The sequence below is a fragment of the Desulfosporosinus hippei DSM 8344 genome (genome assembly GCF_900100785.1).
In the GTDB taxonomy this organism is placed as follows: domain Bacteria; phylum Bacillota; class Desulfitobacteriia; order Desulfitobacteriales; family Desulfitobacteriaceae; genus Desulfosporosinus; species Desulfosporosinus hippei.
This window is the reverse complement of record NZ_FNCP01000001.1, coordinates 206,231-232,590: the sequence shown is the minus strand read 5'-3', so window position 1 is coordinate 232,590 and position 26,360 is coordinate 206,231. Positions and strand designations below refer to the sequence as shown.

Sequence of the window (26,360 nt, the reverse complement as noted above, 5' to 3'; positions counted from 1 at the left end):
AACGTCTTATGATGCGTTCATTATATTCAGCCATTTCCGGGTTGAAAAATCACCAGGTCAAAATGGATGTTATCGGAAATAACATTTCTAACGTAAATACAACTGGCTATAAGCGGAGTAGAGTATCCTTTTCCACGATGTTAAGTCAAAATTTGAAAGGTGCTTCAGCCCCTACTCAAAATCAAGGCGGAACAAACACCGTGCAAGTTGGTTTAGGTGTAATGCTGGGATCTATCGACCAAATTATGACACAAGGAAGTTCGCAATCAACAGGAAATGCCACAGATATGATGTTGCAGGGAAGCGGATTCTTTGTCTTGAATAATAACGGGCAGCAAGTTTATACTCGGGCCGGCGGATTTGGTCAAGATAGCGCAGGTACTCTTATTGATCCTGCAACTGGAGCAAAAGTGCAAGGGTTTAGCTGGGGTGCGGATGACACCACTCCAGTTGTATGGGGTGCAGCAGCAGATATTAGGTTTAAGATTGGAGATAAATTAGCAACAGATACTTTTTTTCCGATATCTGAAGAAGCAGTTCTTAGTGTATCTGGTGACCTTACTGAAACAACTGCGCCTGAATACGATACGGGTGTCACAAATGCTGAAAACTTGACGATCGATGGTTTAACGAGGGTTCCAACGGGTACAACCCCTGCAGCAGGCCAATTCTCCTATGACCCAGCGACTGGTTATGTAACCTTCGCCTCAAATTATGATGTGACCACTTCTGCTGCAAATGTCCATTATATTGCCCCTGCAGCTACTGGAAACAACATAACGAGTATAACGGCTGACAGTGCTACTCAAATAACAGTGGACTATCCGCCTGAACCAGGCACAAATATTTATTTAGATGATCTTAAATATACCCTATCGACATCTGATACACCAAGTGATGGGGAATATGTCGTAAAAGCTGTCAACGGAAAATATCAAATTACTCTCGGAGCTAACCAAGAAGATGGTGCTACTGCGACTGATGCTACAGGAGCTGCCTTAATTAGCTATGATTTTACCAACAAAGCTCATACTCTTACAGACTATAGCATCGACCAAAGTGGAGTAATTACCGGTGTCTATAGCAATGGGGTAGACTCAGTGACCCATAAAATTGCTCAAATCGCTGTAGCCTCCTTTGCTAACGAGGCTGGCCTGGCAAATATAGGTGGGAATTTTCTCTCCACTTCAAACAACTCTGGGGCACCTAGCATTGGTGCCGCCGGGGAAGATGGCCGAGCAAGTATTGTCTCTAATACTGTCGAAATGTCTAATGTCGACCTTTCTACGGAATTTACGGATATGATTGTAACCCAACGTGGTTTCCAGGCTAATTCCCGAGTAATTACTGTTTCAGACACTCTCTTAGAAGAACTTATAAATCTTAAACGTTAAGATTTAGACTGATATTGATGAGACGGAGGTTTGCCTAATGCGCCTAGTAGGGACAGCCATGTCTGGACTTCTAGCCCAACAAACTGCGATAGATACCATCGGAAACAACTTGGCAAATGCTAATACTCAGGGGTATAAGGCAAGTCAAATGGCTTTTGGTGAGGCATTATCCACCGAGGTGCGATCAGGAAATACTGTAACCGAACAAAACGGAAATGCAGTGGCTACCTTCGATGTAGGTGCCGGAGTGCTTTATGGCTCTAGCAGTATAAACCTTCAACAAGGAAATTTAAGTAATACCGATCGTGTGTGGGATTTAGGAATAGACGGGTCTGGTTTTTTTCAGGTTCAGACTTCGAATGGGGAAACGAGCTATACGCGAGTAGGAGCATTTCAGATAGATGCAAACAGACAGCTTGCGGATATGCAAGGAAATGTGGTTCAACCGGCAATTATGATCCCTGAAGGTGCTTCCGATTTAGTGGTAGCTGAAAACGGGGAGATAACCGGAGTAATTAACGGGGAGTCTATGACATTTGGTCAAATTACCCTTGTTGGCTTCCAAAATCCTGGGGGTTTACAGAGAACAGATAACAATCTTTTTCTTGCTACAGAAAACTCTGGCGAGCCTCAGACTGGACAACCGGGAAGCCCTTTGGTGGGTAATCAGGTTTTAGGGGTTGTTCGCAGTCATTCTCTGGAACAATCAAACGTAGACATTGCAGCCTCTATGACCGATCTCATCCAGGCTCAAAGGGCTTATCAAGCGAATGCCAGGCTAGTCCAGGATGGAGATAAAATGTGGGGGATTGCTAATTCCTTGAGGAGGTAAGGTCATGGCAGGTTGGTTAGACAGACCCGTACTGAATGTTTTGCAGACCGGACTTGATGCCTCATCATTGAGGCAACAGGTTCTGTCTAATAACGTTGCGAATATTGATACTCCCAACTTTAAACGATCCGATGTTAATTTTCAAATGGCTCTCGGTGCTGCCTTAGGTGAAGAAAGTCCGGTTTTACAAATGAAGCAGACCTCCCCCAAACACCTAAGTAGTATGTCCGCTGAAATTGATGGATTAGGGATCGTCACAGATCGAACTACCTCTCTGCGCAATGATGGAAATAACGTGGATATAGATCGTGAGATGGCAAATGTTGCTGAAAATGGCTTGTATTATAACTCCCTTACTCGAGCCATCTCATCACAATTAGGCTTGATGAGAATGGTAATTAAGGGATAAAGGGGGGATAGAAATGATACGCGGATTATATACTTCAGCTACAGGAATGATAGCCGCACAAACGCAAAGCGAAGTCATCGGAGATAACGTTGTCAATATAAAGACTGCCGGCTTCAAAGAACAGCTTGCCAGTAATATTTCTTTTCCCTCGAAACAGATTTATCGTATCGGGGGAAATAGTACTTCTGAGGCTGTAGCCCTTGGTGGAATGGGGACAGGTTTAGGAGTCGACCAAATAACCAGATCGAATGTTCAGGGATCGTTAGATGTAACGGATGTCAAGACAGACTTAGCCCTTACAACATTAGGATACTTCGTAGTCCAGACTCCGGACGGAGATCGATATACTCGTAATGGGCATTTTCAGTTGGATAGCGAAGGAATGCTTAGAACGTCAGAGGGCTTTACAGTTCAAGGAGAAGAAGGCCCAATAGGCCCATTGAGTTCCGATTTTAGAGTTAGCTCAGAGGGTATGATTTTTGATCAAGGCCAGGAAGTTAACCGTTTGCGTATTGTTGAGATTCCTGAAGATGCTTTACAACGGGAAGGTCAATCCTTATATAATGCAACTGAAGGTGTTCAAGCATCGGTTGGGGCCCAAGTTCAGCAGGGGGCAATTGAAAGATCTAATGTAGATCTTTCTGGACAACTAGTAAATATGATGTCAGTGATGAAAGCGTATGAAGCAAATCAAAAAGTAATTCAAACTCAAGATGAACTGTTAGGAAAAGCAGTTAATGAGGTTGGAAAGATATAGTTGATAATCATTAAACTAATTCCTGAACAAATTCTGGAGAACAATGAGGTACAAGGGTTAAACCGATTAGTTTCCTAGTTATACCCTAAGACTATAATTCCCCTATTACATCTAGATTGGAGGTTACTCAGTGAACATTGCCCAAATGCTCCTTTTATATCAACTTCAAGAGATGAATTCTTCTTGGCAGTCTACTCAAACTGATAGGATGGATCTGTCCGGCTCAAGTGATAGCAACAGTACAACGCCGCTTTTATTTGCGACTTTACTAAAGGCAGCTCTTGGGGGAGAGGGGAATGCATCTCAGGGGCTTAATAATCTATTTCAATCTTCATCAAGGGTTGCCCAAGATAGTTACAACAATGTTCAGACCTCTGAGGTTAAAGGCAGTAACTCAAGTGCTCTGGATCATTTGATTTATTCTATGGCTCAAAAATATGGAGTAGATCCTAATTTGATTCAGGAAGTTGTCAAAGCGGAGTCAGGGTTTAATCCAAAGGCAACATCACCAGCAGGGGCTATGGGCTTAATGCAGTTAATGCCGGGGACGGCAGCTTCTTATGGAGTTAATAATGCCTATGACCCTACACAAAACTTAGATGGGGGAACACATTTCCTTAAAGATTTACTCAATCGTTTTCAAGGGAATATCCCGCTAAGCCTTGCAGCATATAATGCTGGCCCAGGCGCGGTGGAAAAATACAATGGAATTCCTCCATATAAGGAAACTCAGGCCTATGTACAAAAGATTATGGGGGGGTTGCACAAGAAAAGTTGGGAAGCTTAAGCTAAGAAAGAGGGCCTAGTCCATGGTTAGGTTCAAAGTAGAGGAGAGATTAATTTGATAAAAGGCATAAAGAAAATAATGTACACAGCGTTATTTGGACTCGTTTTTGCCCTATCACCTGTAGGCCTTGTACAAGCAGCAGATATTGAACCGGATATTAACATGGCTGAGGATGTGATTAACGCGATCAGTATTGGTGACATTACATCTGTTAACGGGAAACCTTCCATTGAAGTCACCGGTCTGCCCGTGGGTGCAACAGTAAAGATTTATGATCAAGCTTCTGACGGGAAGTTATTAGGAAGTGCAACAGTAAAAACGGGACAAACTAGTGCAATTATTAGCTTATCAAATATAAGCACTGATGTGTATGTATCGGTTACTTTAGAAAGTGCCAGATCAGTTGTAACAATGAAAGCAACCGAAGAACTAGAACCCGAGAGCATCACCGTTGATAACAATGCTGGTGCCGCCGATATAGTAACAGTCTCAGATTTAGAGGTTGGAGATATCATTAAAGTGTATGACCAAGCTGGTACTAAATTATTGGGAAAAGCAACGGTCTCTAAAGGCAAGACCGAAACAACTGTTAGCATACCACAATTAGGAAGCGACGAAGGTGAAATAACGGTTAGCGTAACAAGATTGGGTAATAAAGAATCCGACAAGTGTACTAAGGCCTATGACGAAGAGTCTTATACATATGAACTGGCAGAGCATAACATTACTATAGTAAATAATGCTGGTATAACTGATACTGTGACAGTCACTGATGATGAGGAGAGTAGCATTCTCGAAGTTGGAGATATTGTTAAAGTCTACAATCATCTAGAGAAATTGTTGGGAAAATCTACAGCAATCAAAGGAAAAAATGGATCAGTGATCGCCGTAGTGAATATCCGCCAATTAGGTACAGATGAAGGAGAAGTCCAGGTATCGGTAACAAGTAAAGGGAAAAGAGAATCAGAGAAGTGCGAGAAATATTTTCCTGAAGAAACTGGATCAAAGGAGCCCTCTGAGATCACCGTACAGAATAATTTACGTAAAAATGATAAGGTTATTGTTTCTGAACTAAACGTTGGTGATATCGTTAAAGTTTATAGTAGTGCATCGGGTGGAAAATTATTAGGTAAGGCCACAGTTGCAACCGGTAAAGATGAAGCTTCAGTTACCATTCGGCAATTGAGTGGTGGAGGGGCAGGTTCAGTTTGGGTATCTGTAACAAGCAGAGGGGCACAAGAGTCTGAAAGAGTCGAACAAGCTTATGATGCTGAAAGTGAATTAGATCTACCTACAGAAATAGTAAGTGATCTATCTTTTACAGATACTGATACTGACAAAGATCAAATTGGTGGCGAAATTTCTTGGACAGCTCCAGACGATGTTTCTGAAGTAACTCACTATGAAATCTACACATCAACTAATGGAACCACAAAAGGAACAAAATTAGCAAAAGTGGCTGTTGGAACGAATACCTATACAATTGCGGACGATACCGATTCAACCGGTCTAACGCATATTGCGGTTTTCACTTTGAATTCAGCTGGTATAGCCTCAGAGGGAGTATTTGAAGCAATCACTGACGTCAATGAGTGATTTTAAAAACACAATAAACCATAACTGTTTTAATAGTTTCTTCTGCTAAAAGTTGAGTTGTACGATTAACATGATATACTATACTCAAATCATTTTCGACCGATAGAAATAAACAAACTTTTTTGAGGAGTAGATTAAGATGGCGGTTTGGAAATGCTCCCAATGCAGTACAACAGCTGAAGGTCGTTGCCGTCCGAAAGCTTGCCCTTCTTGTGGTGCGAGCAAGAAACAATTTGTTAAGGCAGAATAGTATTAGAGCTGTCTGATGTTGATTCTTCAAAGTAAGAAGTTTACTTAGCACAATTATTAATAGTGGGGAGCGTGGAATATCGCTCCTCATTTGTTTTAACTACCATTAAATTTCTGTAAAAAGAGAAGGAGATTATGACTTTTTAGCGAATTTATAGTTGAAACCTAAAGAAATATAGGATCTTAGATAATCACTGTACTTTTAGTGGATGTAAAGGGGTAGGTAATGGAAGACTATTATGGCTATCTTTGGAGTACGACTTGGCCAAGTTTGGTCGTACTCTTTTTGATATTCGGAGTCATACTCTTCAGATTGATTTGGAAATTTGTCACTACATGGCGTAATGCTCGCCATGCTTGGGGTTTCTTGCTCTTGTCGCTGAAAATCGTAATTTGGGTAGGGGTATTAGGTGTATATACTCAATTATTATTGTTTTCCCAGCCGGATTGGTTCGCTGAGCCTGGCCTTATTGAAGGTTCCGTTCAAGGAAAGAGCTTTGACTCAGCTTTAAGCATATATAGTGTGGATATTCGTAGTGGTACTGATCAAACGAAATTGTATATAGATTTTTTTGTTTACCAGCGGTTAAATGTTGATGATCAAGTTAGGCTAATGTATCTGCCTACGAGGCGTGAAGTCATACGATGTGAGATAGTTAGCAGTAGCAGTTTGTTGTAAAGTAAGTCATCTACTAAATATGATTCGATAATATTCAATTTAGGGGATACTGACGGTTGCCAAAGTCTAAAATGGGAAAGACTATACCCCTGTGCCCTAAATCTAAACTTTCTATAATAAGGTGGGATAGTTCAGACATGATGTTTTAATCCTCTAGGTTTAGGAACAAAGTGCAATCTTATTGGATTTCACAGAAAAAGTCTTGGCGTAATATGCTATAATGTGAATATGATAGAATATGTATATTCTAAAGTAAGAAGCGATGCGGAAAGGAGAGTGGGAATATGCGTGTCCAGAAAGTTAATGAGCATACCATCCGCATCTTTATCTCTTTAACAGAATTAACTGACAGGGATATTACGATGGCTGATCTATTTCAGCGGTCAGCTAAGACGGAGCAATTGTTCTGGGAACTTATCGCGCAAGCAAGGGAAGAGGTTGAATTTAACCTAGATCAACCTTTCTGGATCCAGGCTACAGTGGCGACTAATGATGAGTTTGTAATTACAATTATGAAGCAAGAAGATCAAATTGAGGGTTCTGTTAAAGAGAAAGCTGGCCGGAAAGTATCCAGAGGCCGAATTACGGAATTGGTCTATGTCTTTAACGACTTTGAAGATGTAATCTCGGCTATAGGGAGGCTACCGGAATTCGCTCAGCTTCGTTCGGGGTTGTATGAATTCGAAAATGAATACTATCTTGTACTCAATCGAATGGGTACAGGCAAGAAAAGGTATTTGGCAGAAGCAATCCTTGATGAATACGGTGAAATCGTAGGTATAACAAAGTCTTTCCTCACTGAACACGGAAAAGAAATAATTCGAGAAAAAGCCGTGCAGACATTGAATGCAGCTTTCAATAAGCCGACAGAAAACTAGACTCAAAAAGGGAAGCAATATGCTTCCCTTTCTTATACTAGGCTTAAAATCCTCACTCATCAGCCTGAACCTGAGGAATTTACGTTAGCCACCTTTTTATAACTAATTTAAAACAATTTTGTATCTTTTGATCAGGAGTTACAAAATACATAAATAGAAATAAGAAAGCCCTTTGACCATTAACCACAAGAGAAAATAGCAGGTATTTGACGTAAACAATTGATGCATACGGTTTTGCCTTTGAATTTATGTATTCTCATAGTCTTACCGCAAAAGATACAAGGGGAAAATTGTTCTCTTGATTGTGGGCGTGCCTTGAAGAGAAGGATAACAGCTTGATGAGATGGCTGTTTGATTGCGCAAGTTGAGTCAGGGCTAATATTAGACATGGAATACCTCCTCGAAATCAGAAGTCAAAGGTCAAAGGCAAAGGAGGCCTGATGACAATTGCTTCAGCAAGTGTGTTAAGTTTCCTTTATCATATGCTAATTCTGCTGTCGAAATCCTAAAAAGCTTGCGGGCTGGATTCAGGGAATTTGGTCGATAAAATAGTTTCCCTCTAAGGAGTTGATAATCAGTGGAACAAGAGATACTTAGGCGCTTAAGGGCTCTTCCGGCTGTTCATGAAGTGCTCTCTCGATTAGAAGATGAAATAGAATTCAGTCCATTTATGGCGAATGAGGGTTGGACGCCTCGCATGACTCTGTATGTTCGACAGGTTCTACAAAGTATTAGGGAAGATATTAACCGAAATTATGCTAATCCTTTTGAAGAATTTGAAGCTTCTCTGTGGCCCACCATAAAAAAAGACCTTTTTAAAAAGTTGATCAAGGGTGAGACTAGTTTGCGGCGGGTAATTAATGCCACTGGAGTTGTTTTACATACAAATTGCGGAAGAGCCCTCCTGGCACCGGAAGTGGCCCGTTTTATTTCAGAACAGGCAGAACGATACAGTAACCTTGAGTTAAATATTCAGACTGGAGAGCGGGGTTCACGCTACGTTCATGTGGAAGAGTTGCTTTGTAAGTTGACTGGTGCAGAAGCAGCGATGGTAGTCAATAATAATGCTGCGGCGGTTTTGTTGATGATGAATACCTTTGCCCAAGGGAAAGAGGTCATCGTTTCCCGGGGGGAATTAGTGGAAGTTGGAGGCTCATTTAGAATTCCTGAGGTTCTAAAAGCTGGCGGAGCAAAATTAGTAGAAGTCGGAGCTACCAATAAGACTTGGCTAAAGGACTATGAAGCTGCTATTAGTTCGGAAACAGCCATGCTATTGAAAGTTCATACAAGCAATTACAGGGTCGAAGGATTTACTCATACAGTTTCGGGAGCGGAACTTGTAAAACTCGGAGAAGATAAGGGTCTGCCTGTGATGGAGGACTTAGGAAGCGGAAGTTTCTTCGATGGGGCTAATTTAGGTTTTCCACCAGAGCCAACTATTAAACAAACTGTTAAATCGGGTCTCTCCCTTGTTACCTTCAGTGGAGATAAATTGCTTGGCGGGCCACAGGCCGGCATTATTGTTGGCAAAAAGAGTTTTATCCAACAATTAAGGGCAAATCAATTAACTCGAGCATTAAGAGTTGATAAATTAACCTTAGCGGCATTAGAAGGAACTCTTCGCTTATATGACAACGGTGAATTCAGTGAAATTCCCGTTTGGAGGATGCTCTCTGCTCCTTTGGATAAACTATATGAAGTTGCGTTTGAATTATTTACGGCACTTTTGCCGAACCAAAAAATTGATGTTAAGTTGCAAGAGGATGTCTCTCAGGTAGGTGGAGGAGCATGGCCAACGGTTGAGCTGCCTACCTGGGTATGTACTATTCGACCAAGGCAAGGAAGCGTTATTGAATTGGAGAAGTTTTTGCGCTTAGGTTCGGTAGCCATTCTGTCAAGAATTCATAAGGATTGGATAGTAATCGATGTTAGAACTTTTCTAAAGGGCGATAGAGAGGAAGTTGTCAGGCGGTTAGCGGAGTGGGAGCAATAAAAATGTAAGTTGGATTGAATAGTTGACGTAGCATTATTACAAGTTGTGATAAAAGCATGATAGTTTACGATAATTAATATACTAAGGTGGTTTTGAAGATGGATCTGAATATCTCCCAGAATGCAACAACGGATAAGGTTAGGTTGACGCAGTTGTCTACCAAGGCTGGCTGAGGATGCAAGATAGGTCCTTCGGACCTAGCGCAAGTATTGCGCTATTTACCGCCTAATCAAGAGGATGCTAACCTTTTAGTAGGTATGGAAACTTCTGACGATGCCGGGGTTTACCGGATTAATGCAGAACAAGCCATTGTACAAAGTGTTGATTTCTTCACTCCTGTTGTAGACGATCCTTATGCTTTCGGTCAGATAGCTGCCGCAAATGCCCTAAGTGACATTTATGCAATGGGGGCTAAGCCTCTTACTGCTATGAACTTAGTTTCTTTCCCGGTGAAGAAACTAAACATGGAAGTTTTAGCGAAGATTTTGCAAGGTGGAAGTGATAAAATTCGGGAATCAGGAGCGATACTTGTTGGTGGTCACTCTATTGATGATCCTGAACCCAAATACGGATTGTCGGTTACGGGGATTGTGCATCCAGACCAGGTTTTGTCTAATGCTAAAGCCAAGCCAGGGGATGTTTTGGTATTTACTAAGCCTCTGGGGGTTGGAATTATTACTACCGGGATAAAACGTGGCATCGTGTCACCGGAGGCGGAAGCCGAAGTCATTAAAGTTATGGCAACTCTAAATAAAGGGGCTGCTGAAGCGGCAATATCTGTCGGGGTTCATGCTGTGACGGATGTTACAGGCTTCGGGCTGCTGGGCCATCTGCATGAAATGCTGGAGGCAAGTGGCTGCAGTGCCGATATCTATGCAGAGGCTGTACCGGTTTTAGATAGTGTTTGGGATTGTATCCAACAAAAAGCCATTCCGGGAGGGACTCAGGCTAATCGACGTCATCTTGAGAATAAGGTGGATTTTGAAGCGGAGGTCCCAGAAGAACTCAGAATTATCTTCTTTGATGCGATTACCTCTGGCGGGTTGCTAATCTCTGTTCCTGAAGATCGTGTTGAGTTACTAATTAAGGAACTACAGGCCAATAACACTCCTGCTGCTGCCGTAATCGGACGAGTTAATCAAGGCGAGGGAGGCAGAATTGCGGTTTCCAGTCGTGCATGATAAAATACCGCTGTAACTGGTAAGGTAGCGGAGGGATAGAGATGAGAGATCTAGTGCAAACCATAGCTACTTGTTTTGAACAAGTAGCTTTATTTTTTCCCGGTGGGGATCCAAAAGCACAAGCAAGCTTTGAAAAAAGAGCAGTTTATTTGGACTCCAGAACTTATTCCAGAGAGCTTCTGGCAGATACCTTGCAAGTGTATCATCTCAATTTAGGGTCTAATTCAGAAACCCTTAAGATGATTGAAGAACTAAGAAATAAAGAAACTCTGGCGGTGATCACAGGGCAACAAGCGGGAATTTTGACAGGACCTTTATATACCCTATATAAAGCTATGACCGCAATACTACTGGCTAAAGAACAGCGTGAAAAACTCGGACGTCCGGTTGTTCCGGTTTTTTGGATTGCCGGGGAAGATCATGACTGGCAAGAGATTCGCGAGACCTACTTGTTAAATTCTCAGGGAAGTATAGTCCCTTGTCTTCTGCCGGGTGACGGGGGCGGAAAATCTATTGGTCACCAAAAAGTACCCTCGTGGGAAACGATTGAAACACAACTATTAGACATGCCGGAGAGCGAATTTAGGGCTTCCGTTATTAAGAAATGTCGGCAGATAACCGAACAAGCTGAGAACTTGACTCAATGGTTTGCTTTAACATTGCAGTGGCTTGTACAGAAATGGGGGCTAATTTTTTTCGATCCAATGATTCCGCAATTTAAGCAACTGGCGTCGCCGATGTACGAGCAGATCTTAAAAATGCACGGGGATGTACGGGATGCCTTGGCCGAACGCACAAAAAAATGGGTCGACCTGGGATTTAAGCCACAAATAAAGCCAACCGGCGGAGAGGTAAATTTATTTCTTTCTGTACCGGAACGACGAGCAATTCTCTTCAGGGAGCAATCATTTTATCTGCGTGGACAAAAGAAAACATGGAGTTTGGATGCCCTTAACCAGCTACTGACTCGAAATCCTGAAAGCTTTTCTCCTAATGTGGTGACCCGTCCTATCGTTCAGGAATATCTGTTTCCTACCTTGGCTTATGTTCCCGGCCCGGGAGAATTGAATTATTGGGCGCAGCTTGGAGAAGTTTTTGCGAAGTTAGGATTTATAATGCCGATCCTTTATCCACGGCTTTCTGCAGTTGTTTTAACGGCTTATTGGCAAAAAAGTTTAAAAAGGCAGGGACTAAAGCTTGAAGATGTGTACAGCGGTTTGCAGGAACATCGAAACCGTTGTATCCGAGAACAAGATATGCTAAATATTGATGAACGTTTTCAGCATTTACGCAATCAGATAAGGAAGAGCTATGCTGAGCTTAAGCCGCTGGAGGATATCGATGTCAATGTAAGTGAATGGCTGGAGCGAAATGAGGCAAAAGTAAAATATCAGTTAGAGTATTTAGAAAGAAAGATTTGGCAGGCCCAGCGAAAACGTTGTAAGGATCAGTTAAGCCGCTTGCAACAGCTTGAAAATGGGATTACTCCTAACAATTCCAGGCAAGAACGAGTTTTGAATCCCTTAACTTTTGTGATGCGGTATGGACATAGCTTTGTGGATAGAGTTTCGGAAATCCCTCTGGGTGATTTTGACGAATATCCGATACTCTTGTAAACTTCAGGTGTGATAGAGTTCTCACTTGAAGCCTCATTGTTCAGTGAAAGAGAACAAGTTTACTTTAATTATCTTTCTTGCTTTCTTGAAGATTTTGTGAGTATTCTTTCTTAAACGATAAAGTTGGGTATAATAGTATAAAGAAGTTACTTAATGGAGTTGGTGCTGTGCTTCGTGCGATGAAGATAATCTTGATGGTTGTGACCTTTACTGTAGTTATAGCAGCCGGGGCTGTTGGATATATGGTGTTTTTTGATTCAGGTAAGGAAACAAGCAGGGATAATATGAATTTATCAGATTCTATAGATGAAGGAATTAAAGATCGGGTTAGTGTATTGCTCATCGGAGCAGATCAACGTCCGGAACAAAAGAAATTTAGCACAGATACTATAATCCTAGCCAGCGTGGATCCAAAAACTAAGCGGACAAGCTTACTCTCTATTCCCCGGGATACGAGAGTCCTACTTAAAGGGCACGGCTACAAGAAAATTAATGAGATTGTTTCATTGACAGATTTAGATACTCTTGAGAAAACCGTGGAAGAGTTAACAGGGGAAAAAATAGCGGGATATGTTCAAACTAACTTTCAAGGGTTTAAAAAGATTATCGATACTTTAGGCGGGATCACAGTCAATGTCGAGAAAGACATGTATTACGAGACTGGTGATGATGAGGATGGCTACATAAATCTTCGCAAAGGAGAACAGGTCTTAAATGGTTCTAAAGCTTTACAATATGCTCGTTTTCGGCATGATGCTTTAGCAGATATTTCACGAACCGCAAGACAACAAGTCGTACTTAAGGCTGTAGCTAAAGAAATGTTTCAGTTAAGCACAATTCCCAAACTTCCCTTCCTTGTTCCCCAAGTTATGGATGCAGTGAACACCAGTTTATCCTCTAAGGATATTTTGACCTTAGCTAAAGTAGCGGTTGGATTCGATAGTTCAAATATGGTGGCTCAAACACTGCCCGGATCTTTTCTGGATTTAGAGGGGATAAGCTATTGGAAAGTTGATCCGCTTGAAGTGAAACAAGTCGTTAAGAATTTATTTCAAGGGAAGACAACCGAGAAAATCATTGGTCAGGAACCTGTAGATTTGCTAAAGCCAGTAATTCCTACGCCTACAAAACCACTTCCTCAGGTTCCGGGTAACAGCCAAGATCCTAATGGAAGAAAATCACCTGGCTATCAGATGGAATAGAGTCAAGGAGACATGTTGAGGGGATGGTTCTTTTAACACAACAAATTAGGTTAAGAGAATTATCCCCTCCAACGTCTTTAGTCCTAACATTTCTGATAATTTGGGACTAAAGACCTATAGGGCCTAATGAGAATTATGATATTATTAAAAGAATAGCAACACGTTGAAAGCAGGGTGGTATTATGCCGGAAATAGTTGTTCAGTCACATTCCCTTGAAGAGATTAAGAAAGAATGGGCACTAAAACTTAATACTATGCCGGAAAATATCACCCTTGAAGTGATCGATAAACCTAGTTTATTTTCCCGTCAGTGGAAGGTGAAGGTTATTTGGGATGATGTGAGCCAAACTCCAGTTTTAGAACCTAGTCTAGTAACAAGGGATGGTTCGAATTATATTATAGTTCTTGGTAAAGGATCCAGACTCTTCATTCCCTCTGAGAAGGCTGGTGAAGTATGGTTTAACGGAGTTCTTCAAGTTAGGCCTTTTAACGTTAAACCTGGCGATGAAGTTGAGTTCCATCCGGTTGTGCAGAAGGGTCACTTGACTTGGGAACTGGATATACGTTTTCAGGGTTTGTCAGTTATGGCGAAAGTAAAACATGAGCCCGCGGGGCATTATACCCTACCTGTGAGCCTTCCTGGGTCAGAAGAAATTGATATAGCTAAGTATACCTTATGGGAGAATTCACAGGATCAACAGGGTATGTGGGATGAGGCAAAGTTAACTTCAGACCTGGAACGGTTAAAGGTCGTTTATGGAATACGACAGGGAATTTGGGAGGAAATAATCGGGGTCAAAGGGTACAATGAGCTTGTAATAGCTGAAGCAACAATTCCTGTTCCACCCGAACATGCTCGATTAGAAGACTTTGTAGGAAGACCCCAAGAACTAAATACTTTGGAAGATAAAAAAATTGATTTCTTTGCCTCAAAGTTGAAGCTAGTTGAAGAAGGGGCTGTTCTAGCTCGTAAGATCCCCGGCAGGCCAGGTATCCCAGGTAAGGACGTCTTTGGCAGAGATCTCCCTGCAGCATCGGTAAAGGATTTTCAGTTTCGGCTAAAAAAGAATGTTTGTCTTTCTCAGGATCAACTTGAAGTAATAGCTGCCTGTTCCGGACAACCTATTCGGATCGATGAACGAACCTACATGGTAGAGAATATCTTAGTTCAAAATAGTGATGTGGATCTGGCTTCTGGAAGTATTGAATTTCCGGGGGATGTGTTTATAAATGGCAATGTTCAAGATGGGCTTCGAGTTTTCGTTGGAGGAAAACTGGAAGTTAAAGGATCAGTGTCACATGCTGAGATAAGAGCGGAAAAAGGTGCTAAGATATATCAAAATCTTATTGGCGGAAAGGTTATTATCGGAGAAAAATATGTTATTCGTTCAGAGCTCCTCCGTCTGGTTTCTGAATTAGAGGCTCAACTTACCCTTTGTTTACAACGTTCTGCAGATTTCGGTAATTCTCCTGACGCAATTAATCTTAAACCCGGGCAATGTTTAAAGATGATTATAGAAAGGCAATTCTTCGAACTGCCCAAACTAGCACAAAAGGTGGAGAAATTTGTGTTAGAAAATAAGCATGACGAAATTATTACTGAAGGGCTTATTGTATCTATCCGAACAGCAAAACACTTTCTATCAGGGCTAGGCCCATTAGAACTCCAGTCTACACCATTCTTGCAGCGTGTAAATCAGGCCCTTAGCCAATTCATTGAAAACTTAACTGTCGAACTCCCGGACAAGCTAAGTTTTAGTGTTAATTATTTACAGGGGGCTAGCGTTGAGTGCGGAGGATCTTTTGAATGTCTAAAAGGAACCTACAATTCGCACATTCGAGTAGAAGGAGACGTTACGATACAAGGTGTATGTCGGGGCGGGAAAATTTTGGCCGGGGGCAAGGTTCAGATTCGCGAACTAGGGGGATCAGAAGTGAGTTCTACATTTGTTCAGATAAGTCCCACCAGCCGTCTACATGTAGAATACTGCCACGCAAATGTGGTAATTGCTGTTGGTAAAGAAATCATTCAAATAGAAGAAGCCTATCGAAGTTTAGATATATATCGCGTAGCGGGTAGAGTACAATTCGAGAAGATACGTGCAAATCCTTAAGCTTAACTTCAGAGAAGAAGAACCTGTCATTTTGGCAGGTTCTTTTTGACAACCTTGGGAATTATCGATACACTTATTCTAGTAATAAGTTCAAGTTCATAAAAAAAATAGTTATAAAGAAATTGTAGAACCGTTAACAACTTGTAACGGAAGGAATCAATAGTATGAAAATAATGATCGAATTAGAAGAGGCCCTGGAGATGGTTCTCGCTAATATTCAGTTGGTCGATACAGAGTACGTCTCTATTGCTGATGCCTATGGCCGTGTTTTAGCTCAGGATGTGCGATCAAAAATTGATATGCCCCCCTTTGCGCGGTCTCCCCTGGATGGGTATGCTTATCGGGCAACAGAGGCTGTCTCCAAAGAACTTAAACTTAAGGTAGTCAATGAAATTCCGGCAGGGTTTCCCTCGGAACAGATTATCGGGATGGATGAGGCCTCCAAGATATTTACCGGTGCCCCGATTCCACCGGGAGCTAATTGTGTAGTGCGTATGGAGGACACAGAGCAGGAAGGTAATCAAGTGACGATTTTTCGTCCTGTTCTGCCAGGCTCAAATATTGTCCCAAAAGGGGAAGAAATAAAGGAAGGGGATATTCTGATAAGGCGAGGTTTTTGTCTAACTCCACCAGCAATTGGCTTGATTGCTGCTGTTGGTGTGAATCAAGTTGAAGTGTTTCGCCGTCCCCGGGTTGGCTTACTGTCCACAGGCTCCGAGCTGATGGATGTGGGCGAGTCTTTGAGCCCAGGAAAAATTTATAATAGTAACAGTTATACCTTGCGCGGAATGCTCCGACAGGCAGGGTTTGAGGTTGAAGTTATCCCCACTGTTTCAGATCAGATAGAGGATACCCTCGCGGCCTTAGAGAAGGTTGCTGAAGCAGATGTCATCATAACAACCGGTGGAGCCTCTGTAGGGGAATACGATATAATGCGGCAGGCTCTTACCCAGTTTGGGTGTGAGATGTTATTTTGGAAATTGAACTTAAAACCTGGAACGCCGGCTTCAGTGGGGCAAAAAGGAAAGCAATTCTTTTTCTCTCTTTCGGGAAATCCGGCCGCTGCAATGGTAACCTTTGAACTCTTGGTTCGTCCAATACTTCTTAAATTTGCAGGACATGCCGCCTATAAGGCTAAGGAATTCCAGGTAAGAATGGCTAACAGCTTTGAAAAGAGTGGTAAACAACGGCGCTTCTTACGAGCTCAGGCGGTTTTTAAAGACGGAGTAATCTGGGCGGACCTGGCATCCGCACAGGGGTCAGGAATACTTCGCTCGATGATTGGCAGTCATTTATTGGTGGATGTGCCGGCAAACCATGGGTCTGTTAAAGTTGGAGAACTCTTAGCGGCACGCTGGATTGTTGACTGAGGAGAGTAAGAACATGAATATAAGCTTAAAGCCTTTTCGAATTCCTGTTATCTCGATAGTTGGTGGAAAGTCTAACTCGGGAAAGACAACACTCTTAGAAAAACTCATAAGCGAGGCTAAACGCCGGGGATGGCGGGTAGCAACCTTAAAACATGATGTTCATGGGTTTGAGATGGATCAACCCGGCAAAGATACTTGGCGTCATGACCGTGCAGGTGCGGATATTGTGTCAATCAGTTCTCCCCAGAGAATTGCGATCCTAGAACGAGTCTCTGAGGATCAGCCCCTGGATGAGGTATTAGAACGAATTCGAGGCGTGGATCTGATCTTTACCGAAGGGTATAAATCTGCGGATAAGCCAAAGATTGAAGTGTTTCGATCTGGTGTGCATCAAGAGCTTTTCTCTAAACTTGAAGATCTCATTGCTATTGTTAGTGATGTCGAATTTGATAACGGGATACCCTGTTTTGACTTAGATAATGCTCAGGGAATTTGTGATTTAATAGCAAAAAAATTTGATATTAAAGGGCAAGTGTACTAAAAGTTCATTGGGCATTTTGGAGAGATAGAACATCGACTTATAAATTAGCGGACTGAGTAAGAGAAAGTTAGGGCAATATTTTCTTCAGAAATTTAGTTGCTAGAGGCAGCAAAGGATAGGCAAATAGTGACGACAGCAAATTAAAAATCGTATGAGCATTAGCAACTTGTCTAGAGAGGCTGCCCCCCATGAGGGTCAGGCCATAAGCGAAGGGCTCGACAAAGGGGAAAAAGACCAGTACTCCAAATACATTGAGTAAAACATGGAATAGGGCAACACGTTGTGCTGCTCGCGATGAAGCAAGTGCAGCAATTACGGCTGTGAAGCAGGTACCGATATTTGCTCCAAAGATAAAGGCTAGGGCTGTAGGGAGGGTAATCCATCCGTCTGCCGTGAGGAGCATAATGATACCGGTGGTTGCATTAGAGGAATGAAGTAAAGCGGATATTACCGTACCTGCGATGACTCCTTGAATATGATTGTCGCCAAGTTGGCGAAGAAAATCTTGAATCTGAGGCAAATTAACAAGTGGTGCCATCCCGACTTCAAGCAATCCTAAAGCGAAGAAGAGTACACCTAAACCGAAAACTGACTGGGATAGATAACGCCAGTGAGATGGGATAAAAAGAAAACCCAGGGAACCAAAAACCATAACGTAAGGGGTTATCTGATCGAGAGGAAAAGCAAGCAGTTGGGGGGTTAAAGTAGTTCCTATGTTACTGCCGAGGATCAGAGCAAAAGCGTTGGCAAAAGGGAGAAGACCGGCATCAACGAAAGATACAGCCATAACGGTTAAGGCGGTGCTTGATTGGAGGATTGCCGTAGAAATTGAGCCGCTCCAGAATCCACGCCAGGGAGTCTCTGTCATCCAAAGAAGGGCAACGTGCAGACGATGACCGGCAAATGATTGGAGTCCTTGCCGAAGAATTTTCATCCCCCAGAGTAAAAGACAAAGGCCCAGCACCAGGATTGCTAAGTACAGATATCTCACCTCTCTAGTTCAAGCTTGGTTTAAGACGTTGAAGAGTGAAGTCTCAGATAATTATTTTTAAGGCTGATTTAAATATATTAACCAATAAAAGTATCAAGAACTTTTTTCCCAAACATATAGTTTCTTTTGGCAATTAACTTAATAAAAATAGAGCCTTATTAAGGGATTTGCCATCAATCAATTATATTTTTGAGGTTAAACGCGACAGCAACGATGATTGCATAAAATTACTTAAGGGGTGATTATATGCAGGTTCGTCAAGGAAATGTTCGTGATTGGCCTTTCATGTATGCTCTTGGGAAAATTGGTATTCCTGAGAGTATTTCTCCATGGCGCAAGCAGCCAATGGAGGTGACGCTTAAATACCGAGAGGAATTTCTTAGAGGATTTTGGACCTGGATTCAGCAAGCTGAAGCTAAAGTTTTTATTGTGGAAGAGTTAAAACAGGAAGAGGAGGAGGCTCAAAGTGTACATCCGCTAGGATATTTGGTTCTGCATGACTCAGCCAGAGAAGAGCTGACGGGACTTACACAAGGGTGGATTATGGACATTGTGGTTCTTCCGGAGTGGAGGGGCAAGGGTGCGGGGAAACTATTGCTCAAGGCAGCAGAAGATCATTGTTGCGAACAGGGAATTTCCTACCTGGGTCTTGCGGTTAGCAGTCATAATGTTAAAGCCCTTAGGCTATACGAGAGTTACGGTTTCGCGGAGGAACGAAAGTTATTGGTTAAGCAATTAGATTAAAACAAAAAAAAGCTTGCGACGGATTAACTGTCGCAAGTGAAGTAAAGAGAGGAGTGGGGATAAAAAAATAAAAAGTGAGACTGTTAAAATCATGTCCTGTGGCATTAGTATTTATACTTGCCTCAGGATATTTTTTTCCGAGGAATCCATAGGGGCTATGCGAAGTTGGAGGTTCGCGGTTCGAAGTTCGAAGTTCGAATTTGAAGACTAAGATTGAAAATTAGCATCTAGGATAACTAAATGATAGTGAGATAAGCCGTTTGTAGATTTGACATCTTAGAACTCTCTTCAAAGAGTTTCCAAATAGTCTTACGTGGTATAATAACGATAAGAGTAGCGAGTCTGGTTTTTAAGCATAATTGTACCAGATGGATATATAGGGGGGATACTTTTTGGAGCAACTAGAAATTAAGGCATTGGTTCAATCCGTTTTGGAAGAAACTAAAGGGATAGCGGGATATTTTGTAGTACGAGCTCAGTCCCGTAGAGAATGGAGTATGCGTCTAAGTAACGGACGTTTTGAAAGAGTATCCACCGGCGAAGACAGTGGAATCGGAGTCCAAGCCTTCACGGAGAAGGGGGCCTCAGGCTTTGCTAATTCAGATGTTTTAGATAAAGAGACTGGGCGTAAACTTGTCGAAAAGGCTATTCAATTGGCACTGAGGAACGAAGGTATCGGCTCGAAGGCGAATCGCCAAATCTGGGCGGCACCTCCTGTTCAAGAAGAAGTAGCCAATACGGCTCAAAAAGGGTTTGAAGAGATTCCTTTAGCGGAGCTGGAAAAGATGGTGATGACCCTTCATTCTCGTCTGAGCAGTTCTTTCCCTAAAGGGGTTTGGCAATCCAGCTATCGTCAGGTCGAAGAAGTATGGTGTATTGGACGAAGTGATGGGACACTAGTGTCTTTTGTGATTCCACGAGCGGTACTGATGCATCAAGGGACGGTACGTAATAACGGTAAGGCTCAAAGTACCTTGATTCATCGCAGCGGAATGGATGCAACCCTGCTAATAGACGAACTGGCAGACAGCATTTTGGAAAAGAAGGCAATTGACAGAGCTGAATTTGCCTTAGCAGTGTGTGCTGCACCCCAATTGCCCAGTGGCCATTATCCCTTGATTATTGATTACGGTTTAGCCAAAGGACTGGCCCATGAGGCCTTTGGGCATGCAGTGGAATCTGATCATATGAATGAATCCGTACTTGGTGAAAATGGGAAATTGCGCAAAGGTCTTCGGGTTGCCAGACCTGGTGTAAGTATCATTGACGGTCCGTTGATTGGGGACTGGGCCAATCAGCCATTCTCTGCTAATGGTCTGCCCAGGCAGACTGTAACTATAGTGAGAGATGGAATTTTAGAAGCAGGATTGGGGGACGTTTTTTCAGCAGAGGAAGCAGGGATGCCTGTAACTGGGGCCGGTCGTGCAGAGAGTTACGGACATATTCCGTTGCCCCGAATGAGTAATATTCGGTTGCTGGTTGAGCGTATGCTGCCTTTAACCCCGGAAGAGCATTTGATGGATGAGGTTAAAGCTGTACGCGAGACACTCTTGCAACATGGAGAAATGCTTGCTGGGGAGAAGAATCTGCTTTTGTTAGGGTATAGAGGTGGCCAAGTTAATCCTAAAACAGGGGATTTTGTTTTTCAATGTGATGGTATCATAGATGTTGCTGATCCTGATCTCCCGATTTATCAGCCTTCTATATTTAGTGGAAAAATCCTTTCCGCCTTAGAGGCTATTCGTGGCGGCCTTGGTGAAGGCTGTTATGATGCAATTGGTACATGTGGAAAAGGTGGTCAATCCGTGGCCTCAAGCGGTGGAAGTCATCGATTTTTGCTGATGGATGTCGATCAACAAGTAAGCTTAGGAGGAGAACAGGCATGAAACTTGTAGCTCAATTAGAGGATCTGCTCTACAAGGCTCAGCGGGCTCCGAAGAATGAGGAGCTTAAACTCTCAGCCTGGAGAATTGTGGTTCATGAATCGGAAGTAGTTGCCTTGGGAATAAAAGATAATTCCCCAGGTAGTGTCTATACTCCGCCAAGTTATCGTCAAGGGGAGAGTGGAGATGTTTTTTTAGTCTGGTCGGATGGGACATGTAGTCAGACTATGGTTCAGCTCCCGTTTTCCAGCGACCCGGATTATTGGCCAAGAGCATTGGAACAATGGAAGCAAGCTTCTTATGCAGATCCGGATGCCGTACATATACCTGCTCCTGAATCATTACCCCTTGTAGCGGTTGAGGATCGGTCGATTAAATCAATTATTACTGGTAATGACAAAATTCTATTTGATCAGGCCGATCGTTGGTTAAAGGACATACCTAAAAATGTAAAGATGCAGGGGAGTATTCAAGCTGCTTGGGGTTATAGGCATGTTCGAACCTCAACGGGGCTTGCAGTGACTTATCAACAATCTCAATTTGCCTCAGGGTTTTCTTTTGACAGTTTAATTGGGGCAGGATTTGCTAAACGTAGACTAATTCGACCTGAAGAACAGGAGAAATTATGGCTGCAAACAGTAAATCAGTATGAATGGATGCAAAAGGAAGCATCTCCTGTTGGTGCCAATACTCAAGTAATCCTTGCACCCGGCATGACCGAAGATATGGTGAGGCAATTTATACTTCCTAATTTTTCGGGAGATCGAGTGATTGAAGGGCAGGGGGCCTTTTCGAAGGAGAGTTTTCAAGATAACAAGCCAGTTTTTCACGAACAGCTTTCCTTAATGATTGATCCATTCCGTCCTTTAGAATTGGGATCTTATTTAGTTACTCCTGAAGGGATTCCGGCATCTCGAACAGTCTTGGTTCAGGATGGGCAATTAAAGACTCCTTACCTGAGAGTGAAAGATGCTGTTCGCTGGGGTGCGAAGCCGACTGGCCTTCCACAGGGGACGGCTGGCCTCTATATTAAGCATAAGAGCGAGGCTCCTTGGCTGGAATTGTTACAAGGGATTGAGGATGGAGTTCTCATTCTATCAGTTCTTGGGTTACATACACAGGATTCAGTTTCTGGTTCATATTCCTTAAGTGCACCGCATAGCTTAAGAATTTTAAAGGGTCGAATCGTAGGAAAAACAGATGTTAAACTATCGGGTAACTTTTTGGCTGATTTAGCTGCTGCAACAACAAAGACGGCATTGTCGGAACTTGATAATTATCCGTATTTAATGATCAGAACCGGAGTACAGAATCTGTAAGAGATAGAGGGGAGTTAGTGATGTTAGATTTGCATGTGCATCTTCTCGGGCATAATGATCGAGAGGCTAACCGGGAAACTATTGCGGCTTTTTTAGATGAAGCCACTCGGCGAGGATTAAAAGAGATTGGATTTGCGGATCATGATTATTATTGGGATCAAATGAATTTCCCCATGATCCGTGAGGTTGCTAAGGACTACCCTCATTTGGCTGTCAGAATTGGATTGGAAGCTGAATATCGTCCCCATGAAGAAGGAAGGATTAAGAACTTAATAGAGCAGTTTCCTTTTGATTTTATTATTGGGTCTGTGCATGAATTTGATGGCTGGGTTTTTGATATTCCTGAAGAAGAACACATGCATTGGAAGAAAGATATTGATCAGTTTTATAGCAGATATTTTGAGGTTGTGACACTTGCAGCTAAGAGTGGATTATTTACAACGATTGGACACTTTGATCTCATAAAAATATTTGGAGCAAGGCCTTCCAAAGATATTTTGGCACTGGCTGATGAAGCCTTAACAGTGGTCGCTGAGCAGGGGTTAGTATTGGAAGTTAATACAAATGGAAGGTATAAACCAGTTCAGGAATTTTACCCGGAAAGACGCCTCATAGAGGATATTCACCGGCGCGGGATTGAGTTTACTTTAGGTTCAGATGCGCATTGTGCTGGAAATGTAGGACGAGATCTATCAGAAGCAAGTCAGCTACTACATGAGGTCGGCGTGAAATCCCTTGTTGGGTTTTCCAGACTAGATAAAGTAAGCTATTCCCTGGATTAGGGGGGAATAATTTGGAAAATATACTTGATGAGAAATGGTTCATTGAGGAAACGGCTGCTCAGGCTTTAGTGGAGATATTGAATAGTAAGTATGGAAAGGATTATATAATCTTTGATCATACAGATCGGCCTGATATTGTCATCGAAAATCAAACAGATGGGACACGTCTTGGAGTAGAGGTTACCCACTTGTTCTATGATTCAGATGAGGCTCGTTATGTTTTCGGACGATCTAACGAACGTCATAATCCTCCGGCTCCCGAATACCTTGAAGGGTATGTACGAAGGCTAAATGCTTTGTTACTACAAAAGAGCGAGAAGGCTAAAGGATACAATCATGATTATCCTTTAGCTCTCTTAATTAGGGTGGTTTCGCCACTTTTTCACATGTGTAATTTCAAGGTATATCGGTCCGGAATTATTGTGCCTCCTTCAGATTTTCAGTACATTTGGCTACTGTTCTATGACTTTGTAGAGAGGCGATGGACTTTGCTAAAACAATTGCGCTGATAACTGGATAGACTTCACATTCCGGTGCAACACTAAGTATATGGTTAAGCCGGTTTGTGAAGGAGTCGAAAAAAATGCCTTGGATAGAAATTGCCCTTTCTCCCCACTCAGAATGGAATGAAGACGGTCTTAAGGATTGGGCATTAGCCCTTGGGGCCTTCCTTAATGAGAGAGGGACTGAGCTAGATCCACAAATTCGTATGTTGCCAGGTTATAATGTCGTTCAATTGGGAGTGACAGGAATTGAAGATCTGACTATTAGCAGTACTGAGCGGCTTGTCATTTTAAGGGGACTATCATTGAATGGAAATGTAGAATCTGACTTTGCACGGTTTGTTGTTCGGTTTGCTTTACAAATGGGAGCGTTAGGGGTCTGTGTCTCCAGTTCGGATTTATCCGAAAAGAGTTATTGGCGTAAACTTGGTGGGGTTATCCGACCGGACCCTGTCCCCTTAATGGGATCAATTTGTCGTGAAAAAGTAGGTGTTAAACAGCTTTATAAGTTCGGCTTGTTAGTCACCTATGAAGATGAACCAATACTTTGCTTGGAACCGATAGCCTGTAATGCACATTCCTCCGGCACAGTAAGTCTTGCCCAACGTAGGTTGGAAAAAATGTATGGAGGGAGTCCAATAGGATTTGCCAGCCGAATGGCTGCCCATTGTCCATGGATTATTTCCAAAGTACAATGGACAGACTTATTGTCATTCAGTCGCTTGCAGGCTTTTGAAATATTAGCGGGGACTGTGAATAAGAATCAATAAGTACAACTTATGCAACAATCTATAGTACAAGAAATTATCTATTCTGGACGGACTCTACTCAGTGTCTGGCAAGTCTATATTTGTCTCTTGTGGTAAAATTATATATAATGAGATATTAAAGTTTGGGCTAAGCGGTTTTGACAAACTAATCATATTACTACATAGAAGCTTGTTACAGAGGAGTGGGAAGGGATATGGCTACTACTGATTTGGCACACGAATTAGCTCGTACTCTAAAAGAATCGGATCAATTCAAGCACTTTCTTAAATCAAAGGAAAAGGTTATGAGTGATGCAAATAACCATAAGATGGTTCGAGAATTTCAATTGAAACAATGGGAGATCCGTGAAGCCCAAATGTTAGAGCAAGAAATCAGCGAGGAAAAACAGCAAGAACTAGAACGCTTATACAGTTTGGTAAGCATAAACCCAACTGCAAGAGAGTATTTAGAAGCTGAGTTTGAAGTGTCTTGTATGGTAAATGATATTCAGAAAATTATAGGGGAGGCCATTCAAGATGCATTGCCGATAGGTTTTGAGGAAATGAATTCCTGAATTTTGGGAATTTCACAGCACTCTTCGGCATTACAGGTCTTTTTATTTCAGGTTAATTAAAAGAGGTGCAATTGGTGAAAATCGGAATGGTATGTTACCCAAGTTATGGGGGAAGCGGTGTTGTTGCAACTGAACTCGGGTATGCACTAGGCGAACGAGGGCATGAAGTTCATTTTATTTCTTCGGCTCGCCCCTTTCGTTTGCGTCGTTTTCATGAGAAGCTCTTTTATCATGAGGTGACAGATGTAAGCTATCCTGTGTTCAAATATCCGCCCTACACTTTGTTGCTTGCTAATAAAATCGTAGAAGTAGCTAATTATGTAGGGTTGGATTTAATCCATGCTCATTATGCTATTCCACATAGTATTAGCGCATATTTGGCTAAACAAATGATGACTAAGCCTATTCCGTTAGTTACAACGCTACATGGAACAGATATTACTTTAGTAGGTGCCTATGAAGAGTTTAAGCTATTAACCTGCTTAGCGCTTAAGGTTAGTGACCGTATTACAGCAGTTTCAAATTCCCTGGCAAGAGAAACCGCAGCTGCCTTTGAGTCGCTGGATCAGGAAATAGAGTTTATTCCAAATTTTATCGATCCATCGATGTACCTACCCAAAGGGGGATTAATGTCAAAATGCAAAGAGCACTTTGCTCCCTTTGGAGAAAAGATTTTAACCCATATCTCAAATTTTAGAGAAGTCAAAAGGGTTGTAGATGTGGTTAAAATATTTGATCTGGTTGAAAAGGCTGTTCCTTGCCGCCTCTTACTTGTTGGAGATGGGCCTGAAATGGTTAAGGTAGAACGGGAAGTCACTAAACGGGGACTTGAGAAAAAAGTACAGTTTCTCGGCAAACAAGAAACTGTACAGGATATTTTGCAGATGACCGATGTATTCATTCTCCCCTCAGAACAGGAGAGTTTTGGACTGGTAGCCTTAGAGGCGATGGCCTGTGGTGTTCCAGTGGTTGCTAGCAGGGTAGGAGGCTTACCAGAAGTCATAAAAGATGGTGAAACCGGTTATCTCGCTGATGTAGGAGATATTTATGGAATGAGTGAGGCAGTTCTTAAACTATTAACTGATTGCTCAAGATATATGAGTTTTTCTGAGCAAGCAGCAAATTGGGCAAGAGAAGCCTTTCCCATTGACCGAGCAGTGAGAAGGTATGAGTCAGTTTATGAAAGTGTTATTCAAGGTTAAGAGTCTCGAACAAC

At 42.3% G+C, this 26,360-nt stretch carries 25 protein-coding genes; 24 read left to right on the top strand and 1 reads right to left on the bottom strand.

Annotated features, from left to right (window positions below):
* The first annotated feature begins 8 nt into the window (after window positions 1-8).
* From BLS16_RS01120 to mobB, 16 genes are all read left to right on the top strand, one after another.
* On the top strand, window positions 9-1,394 hold the full coding sequence (locus BLS16_RS01120) for a flagellar hook protein FlgE (protein WP_092328810.1): 1,386 nt from the start codon (window positions 9-11) through the stop codon (window positions 1,392-1,394).
* 37 nt (window positions 1,395-1,431) lie between these two features.
* Window positions 1,432-2,226 (top strand): flagellar hook-basal body protein, encoded by a 795-nt coding sequence (locus BLS16_RS01115; protein WP_092328807.1) that lies wholly within the window; start codon window positions 1,432-1,434, stop codon window positions 2,224-2,226.
* Window positions 2,227-2,230: 4 nt separating this feature from the next.
* Window positions 2,231-2,635, top strand: coding sequence for a flagellar basal body rod protein FlgB (flgB, locus tag BLS16_RS01110; RefSeq protein WP_092328804.1), 405 nt, complete (start codon window positions 2,231-2,233; stop codon window positions 2,633-2,635).
* Between the two features lie 13 nt (window positions 2,636-2,648).
* Entirely contained in the window at window positions 2,649-3,392 is a 744-nt protein-coding gene (locus tag BLS16_RS01105; RefSeq protein ID WP_092328802.1) for a flagellar hook-basal body protein, read from the top strand.
* A gap of 130 nt (window positions 3,393-3,522) precedes the next feature.
* On the top strand, window positions 3,523-4,179 hold the full coding sequence (locus tag BLS16_RS01100; protein WP_092328799.1) for a lytic transglycosylase domain-containing protein: 657 nt from the start codon (window positions 3,523-3,525) through the stop codon (window positions 4,177-4,179).
* 54 nt (window positions 4,180-4,233) lie between these two features.
* Window positions 4,234-5,775, top strand: a complete 1,542-nt coding sequence (locus tag BLS16_RS01095) for a fibronectin type III domain-containing protein (protein WP_092328797.1) — start codon at window positions 4,234-4,236, stop codon at window positions 5,773-5,775.
* Window positions 5,776-5,914: 139 nt separating this feature from the next.
* Entirely contained in the window at window positions 5,915-6,025 is a 111-nt protein-coding gene (locus BLS16_RS01090) for an RCKP-type rubredoxin-like domain-containing protein (protein ID WP_092328794.1), read from the top strand.
* A 225-nt stretch (window positions 6,026-6,250) separates the two neighbouring features.
* Entirely contained in the window at window positions 6,251-6,703 is a 453-nt protein-coding gene (locus BLS16_RS01085; protein ID WP_092328791.1) for a hypothetical protein, read from the top strand.
* 284 nt (window positions 6,704-6,987) lie between these two features.
* Window positions 6,988-7,581 (top strand): adaptor protein MecA, encoded by a 594-nt coding sequence (locus tag BLS16_RS01080; protein ID WP_014904629.1) that lies wholly within the window; start codon window positions 6,988-6,990, stop codon window positions 7,579-7,581.
* A gap of 577 nt (window positions 7,582-8,158) precedes the next feature.
* Window positions 8,159-9,574 (top strand): L-seryl-tRNA(Sec) selenium transferase, encoded by a 1,416-nt coding sequence (gene selA, locus BLS16_RS01070; RefSeq protein ID WP_092328786.1) that lies wholly within the window; start codon window positions 8,159-8,161, stop codon window positions 9,572-9,574.
* A gap of 98 nt (window positions 9,575-9,672) precedes the next feature.
* A complete protein-coding gene (selD, locus tag BLS16_RS01065; protein WP_092328784.1) occupies window positions 9,673-10,755 on the top strand; it encodes a selenide, water dikinase SelD in 1,083 nt (360 codons plus the stop codon).
* A gap of 41 nt (window positions 10,756-10,796) precedes the next feature.
* Window positions 10,797-12,371: a bacillithiol biosynthesis cysteine-adding enzyme BshC gene (bshC, locus tag BLS16_RS01060; protein ID WP_092328781.1), complete on the top strand. Its 1,575-nt coding sequence runs from the start codon at window positions 10,797-10,799 to the stop codon at window positions 12,369-12,371.
* A gap of 179 nt (window positions 12,372-12,550) precedes the next feature.
* The gene (locus BLS16_RS01055; RefSeq protein ID WP_242876133.1) at window positions 12,551-13,573 is read left to right on the top strand and encodes an LCP family protein; all 1,023 of its coding nucleotides are present in this window, start codon (window positions 12,551-12,553) and stop codon (window positions 13,571-13,573) included.
* A gap of 182 nt (window positions 13,574-13,755) precedes the next feature.
* On the top strand, window positions 13,756-15,687 hold the full coding sequence (locus tag BLS16_RS01050; protein WP_092328776.1) for a FapA family protein: 1,932 nt from the start codon (window positions 13,756-13,758) through the stop codon (window positions 15,685-15,687).
* Between the two features lie 164 nt (window positions 15,688-15,851).
* Window positions 15,852-17,057: a molybdopterin molybdotransferase MoeA gene (locus BLS16_RS01045; RefSeq protein ID WP_092328774.1), complete on the top strand. Its 1,206-nt coding sequence runs from the start codon at window positions 15,852-15,854 to the stop codon at window positions 17,055-17,057.
* A 13-nt stretch (window positions 17,058-17,070) separates the two neighbouring features.
* Window positions 17,071-17,598: a molybdopterin-guanine dinucleotide biosynthesis protein B gene (gene mobB / locus BLS16_RS01040; RefSeq protein WP_092328771.1), complete on the top strand. Its 528-nt coding sequence runs from the start codon at window positions 17,071-17,073 to the stop codon at window positions 17,596-17,598.
* A 67-nt stretch (window positions 17,599-17,665) separates the two neighbouring features.
* On the opposite strand, the gene BLS16_RS01035 is transcribed toward mobB, so the two are convergent.
* Window positions 17,666-18,580, bottom strand: coding sequence for a Na/Pi cotransporter family protein (locus BLS16_RS01035; protein WP_282433696.1), 915 nt, complete (start codon window positions 18,578-18,580; stop codon window positions 17,666-17,668).
* 255 nt (window positions 18,581-18,835) lie between these two features.
* On the opposite strand from BLS16_RS01035, the gene BLS16_RS01030 reads away from it, so the two are divergent.
* From BLS16_RS01030 to bshA, 8 genes are all read left to right on the top strand, one after another.
* Window positions 18,836-19,333 (top strand): GNAT family N-acetyltransferase, encoded by a 498-nt coding sequence (locus tag BLS16_RS01030; protein WP_092328766.1) that lies wholly within the window; start codon window positions 18,836-18,838, stop codon window positions 19,331-19,333.
* A 392-nt stretch (window positions 19,334-19,725) separates the two neighbouring features.
* Window positions 19,726-21,219 (top strand): TldD/PmbA family protein, encoded by a 1,494-nt coding sequence (locus BLS16_RS01025; protein ID WP_092328763.1) that lies wholly within the window; start codon window positions 19,726-19,728, stop codon window positions 21,217-21,219.
* Window positions 21,216-22,535, top strand: coding sequence for a metallopeptidase TldD-related protein (locus tag BLS16_RS01020; RefSeq protein ID WP_092328761.1), 1,320 nt, complete (start codon window positions 21,216-21,218; stop codon window positions 22,533-22,535). The genes BLS16_RS01025 and BLS16_RS01020 overlap by 4 nt, the downstream gene beginning before the upstream one ends.
* Before the next feature lie 20 nt (window positions 22,536-22,555).
* On the top strand, window positions 22,556-23,317 hold the full coding sequence (locus BLS16_RS01015) for a histidinol-phosphatase HisJ family protein (protein WP_092328758.1): 762 nt from the start codon (window positions 22,556-22,558) through the stop codon (window positions 23,315-23,317).
* An 11-nt stretch (window positions 23,318-23,328) separates the two neighbouring features.
* A complete protein-coding gene (locus BLS16_RS01010) occupies window positions 23,329-23,826 on the top strand; it encodes a hypothetical protein (protein WP_176786027.1) in 498 nt (165 codons plus the stop codon).
* Window positions 23,827-23,900: 74 nt separating this feature from the next.
* Complete coding sequence (locus BLS16_RS01005) at window positions 23,901-24,590, top strand: hypothetical protein (protein ID WP_092328757.1); 690 nt, start codon at window positions 23,901-23,903, stop codon at window positions 24,588-24,590.
* A 194-nt stretch (window positions 24,591-24,784) separates the two neighbouring features.
* Window positions 24,785-25,144, top strand: coding sequence for a YlbF/YmcA family competence regulator (locus BLS16_RS01000; RefSeq protein ID WP_092328755.1), 360 nt, complete (start codon window positions 24,785-24,787; stop codon window positions 25,142-25,144).
* Between the two features lie 74 nt (window positions 25,145-25,218).
* On the top strand, window positions 25,219-26,346 hold the full coding sequence (gene bshA / locus BLS16_RS00995) for an N-acetyl-alpha-D-glucosaminyl L-malate synthase BshA (protein ID WP_092328753.1): 1,128 nt from the start codon (window positions 25,219-25,221) through the stop codon (window positions 26,344-26,346).
* The last annotated feature ends 14 nt before the right edge of the window (window positions 26,347-26,360 follow it).

Coding starts and splice junctions, on each gene's coding strand:
- BLS16_RS01050 (WP_092328776.1), top strand. CDS start 13,756: ATGCCGGAAATAGTTGTTCAGTCACATTCCCTTGAAGAGATTAAGAAA.
- BLS16_RS01015 (WP_092328758.1), top strand. CDS start 22,556: ATGTTAGATTTGCATGTGCATCTTCTCGGGCATAATGATCGAGAGGCT.
- mobB (WP_092328771.1), top strand. CDS start 17,071: ATGAATATAAGCTTAAAGCCTTTTCGAATTCCTGTTATCTCGATAGTT.
- BLS16_RS01055 (WP_242876133.1), top strand. CDS start 12,551: ATGAAGATAATCTTGATGGTTGTGACCTTTACTGTAGTTATAGCAGCC.
- BLS16_RS01090 (WP_092328794.1), top strand. CDS start 5,915: ATGGCGGTTTGGAAATGCTCCCAATGCAGTACAACAGCTGAAGGTCGT.
- BLS16_RS01045 (WP_092328774.1), top strand. CDS start 15,852: ATGAAAATAATGATCGAATTAGAAGAGGCCCTGGAGATGGTTCTCGCT.
- BLS16_RS01105 (WP_092328802.1), top strand. CDS start 2,649: ATGATACGCGGATTATATACTTCAGCTACAGGAATGATAGCCGCACAA.
- BLS16_RS01115 (WP_092328807.1), top strand. CDS start 1,432: ATGCGCCTAGTAGGGACAGCCATGTCTGGACTTCTAGCCCAACAAACT.
- BLS16_RS01020 (WP_092328761.1), top strand. CDS start 21,216: ATGAAACTTGTAGCTCAATTAGAGGATCTGCTCTACAAGGCTCAGCGG.
- BLS16_RS01000 (WP_092328755.1), top strand. CDS start 24,785: ATGGCTACTACTGATTTGGCACACGAATTAGCTCGTACTCTAAAAGAA.
- BLS16_RS01005 (WP_092328757.1), top strand. CDS start 23,901: ATGCCTTGGATAGAAATTGCCCTTTCTCCCCACTCAGAATGGAATGAA.
- BLS16_RS01120 (WP_092328810.1), top strand. CDS start 9: ATGATGCGTTCATTATATTCAGCCATTTCCGGGTTGAAAAATCACCAG.
- bshC (WP_092328781.1), top strand. CDS start 10,797: ATGAGAGATCTAGTGCAAACCATAGCTACTTGTTTTGAACAAGTAGCT.
- BLS16_RS01030 (WP_092328766.1), top strand. CDS start 18,836: ATGCAGGTTCGTCAAGGAAATGTTCGTGATTGGCCTTTCATGTATGCT.
- BLS16_RS01080 (WP_014904629.1), top strand. CDS start 6,988: ATGCGTGTCCAGAAAGTTAATGAGCATACCATCCGCATCTTTATCTCT.
- BLS16_RS01085 (WP_092328791.1), top strand. CDS start 6,251: ATGGAAGACTATTATGGCTATCTTTGGAGTACGACTTGGCCAAGTTTG.
- flgB (WP_092328804.1), top strand. CDS start 2,231: ATGGCAGGTTGGTTAGACAGACCCGTACTGAATGTTTTGCAGACCGGA.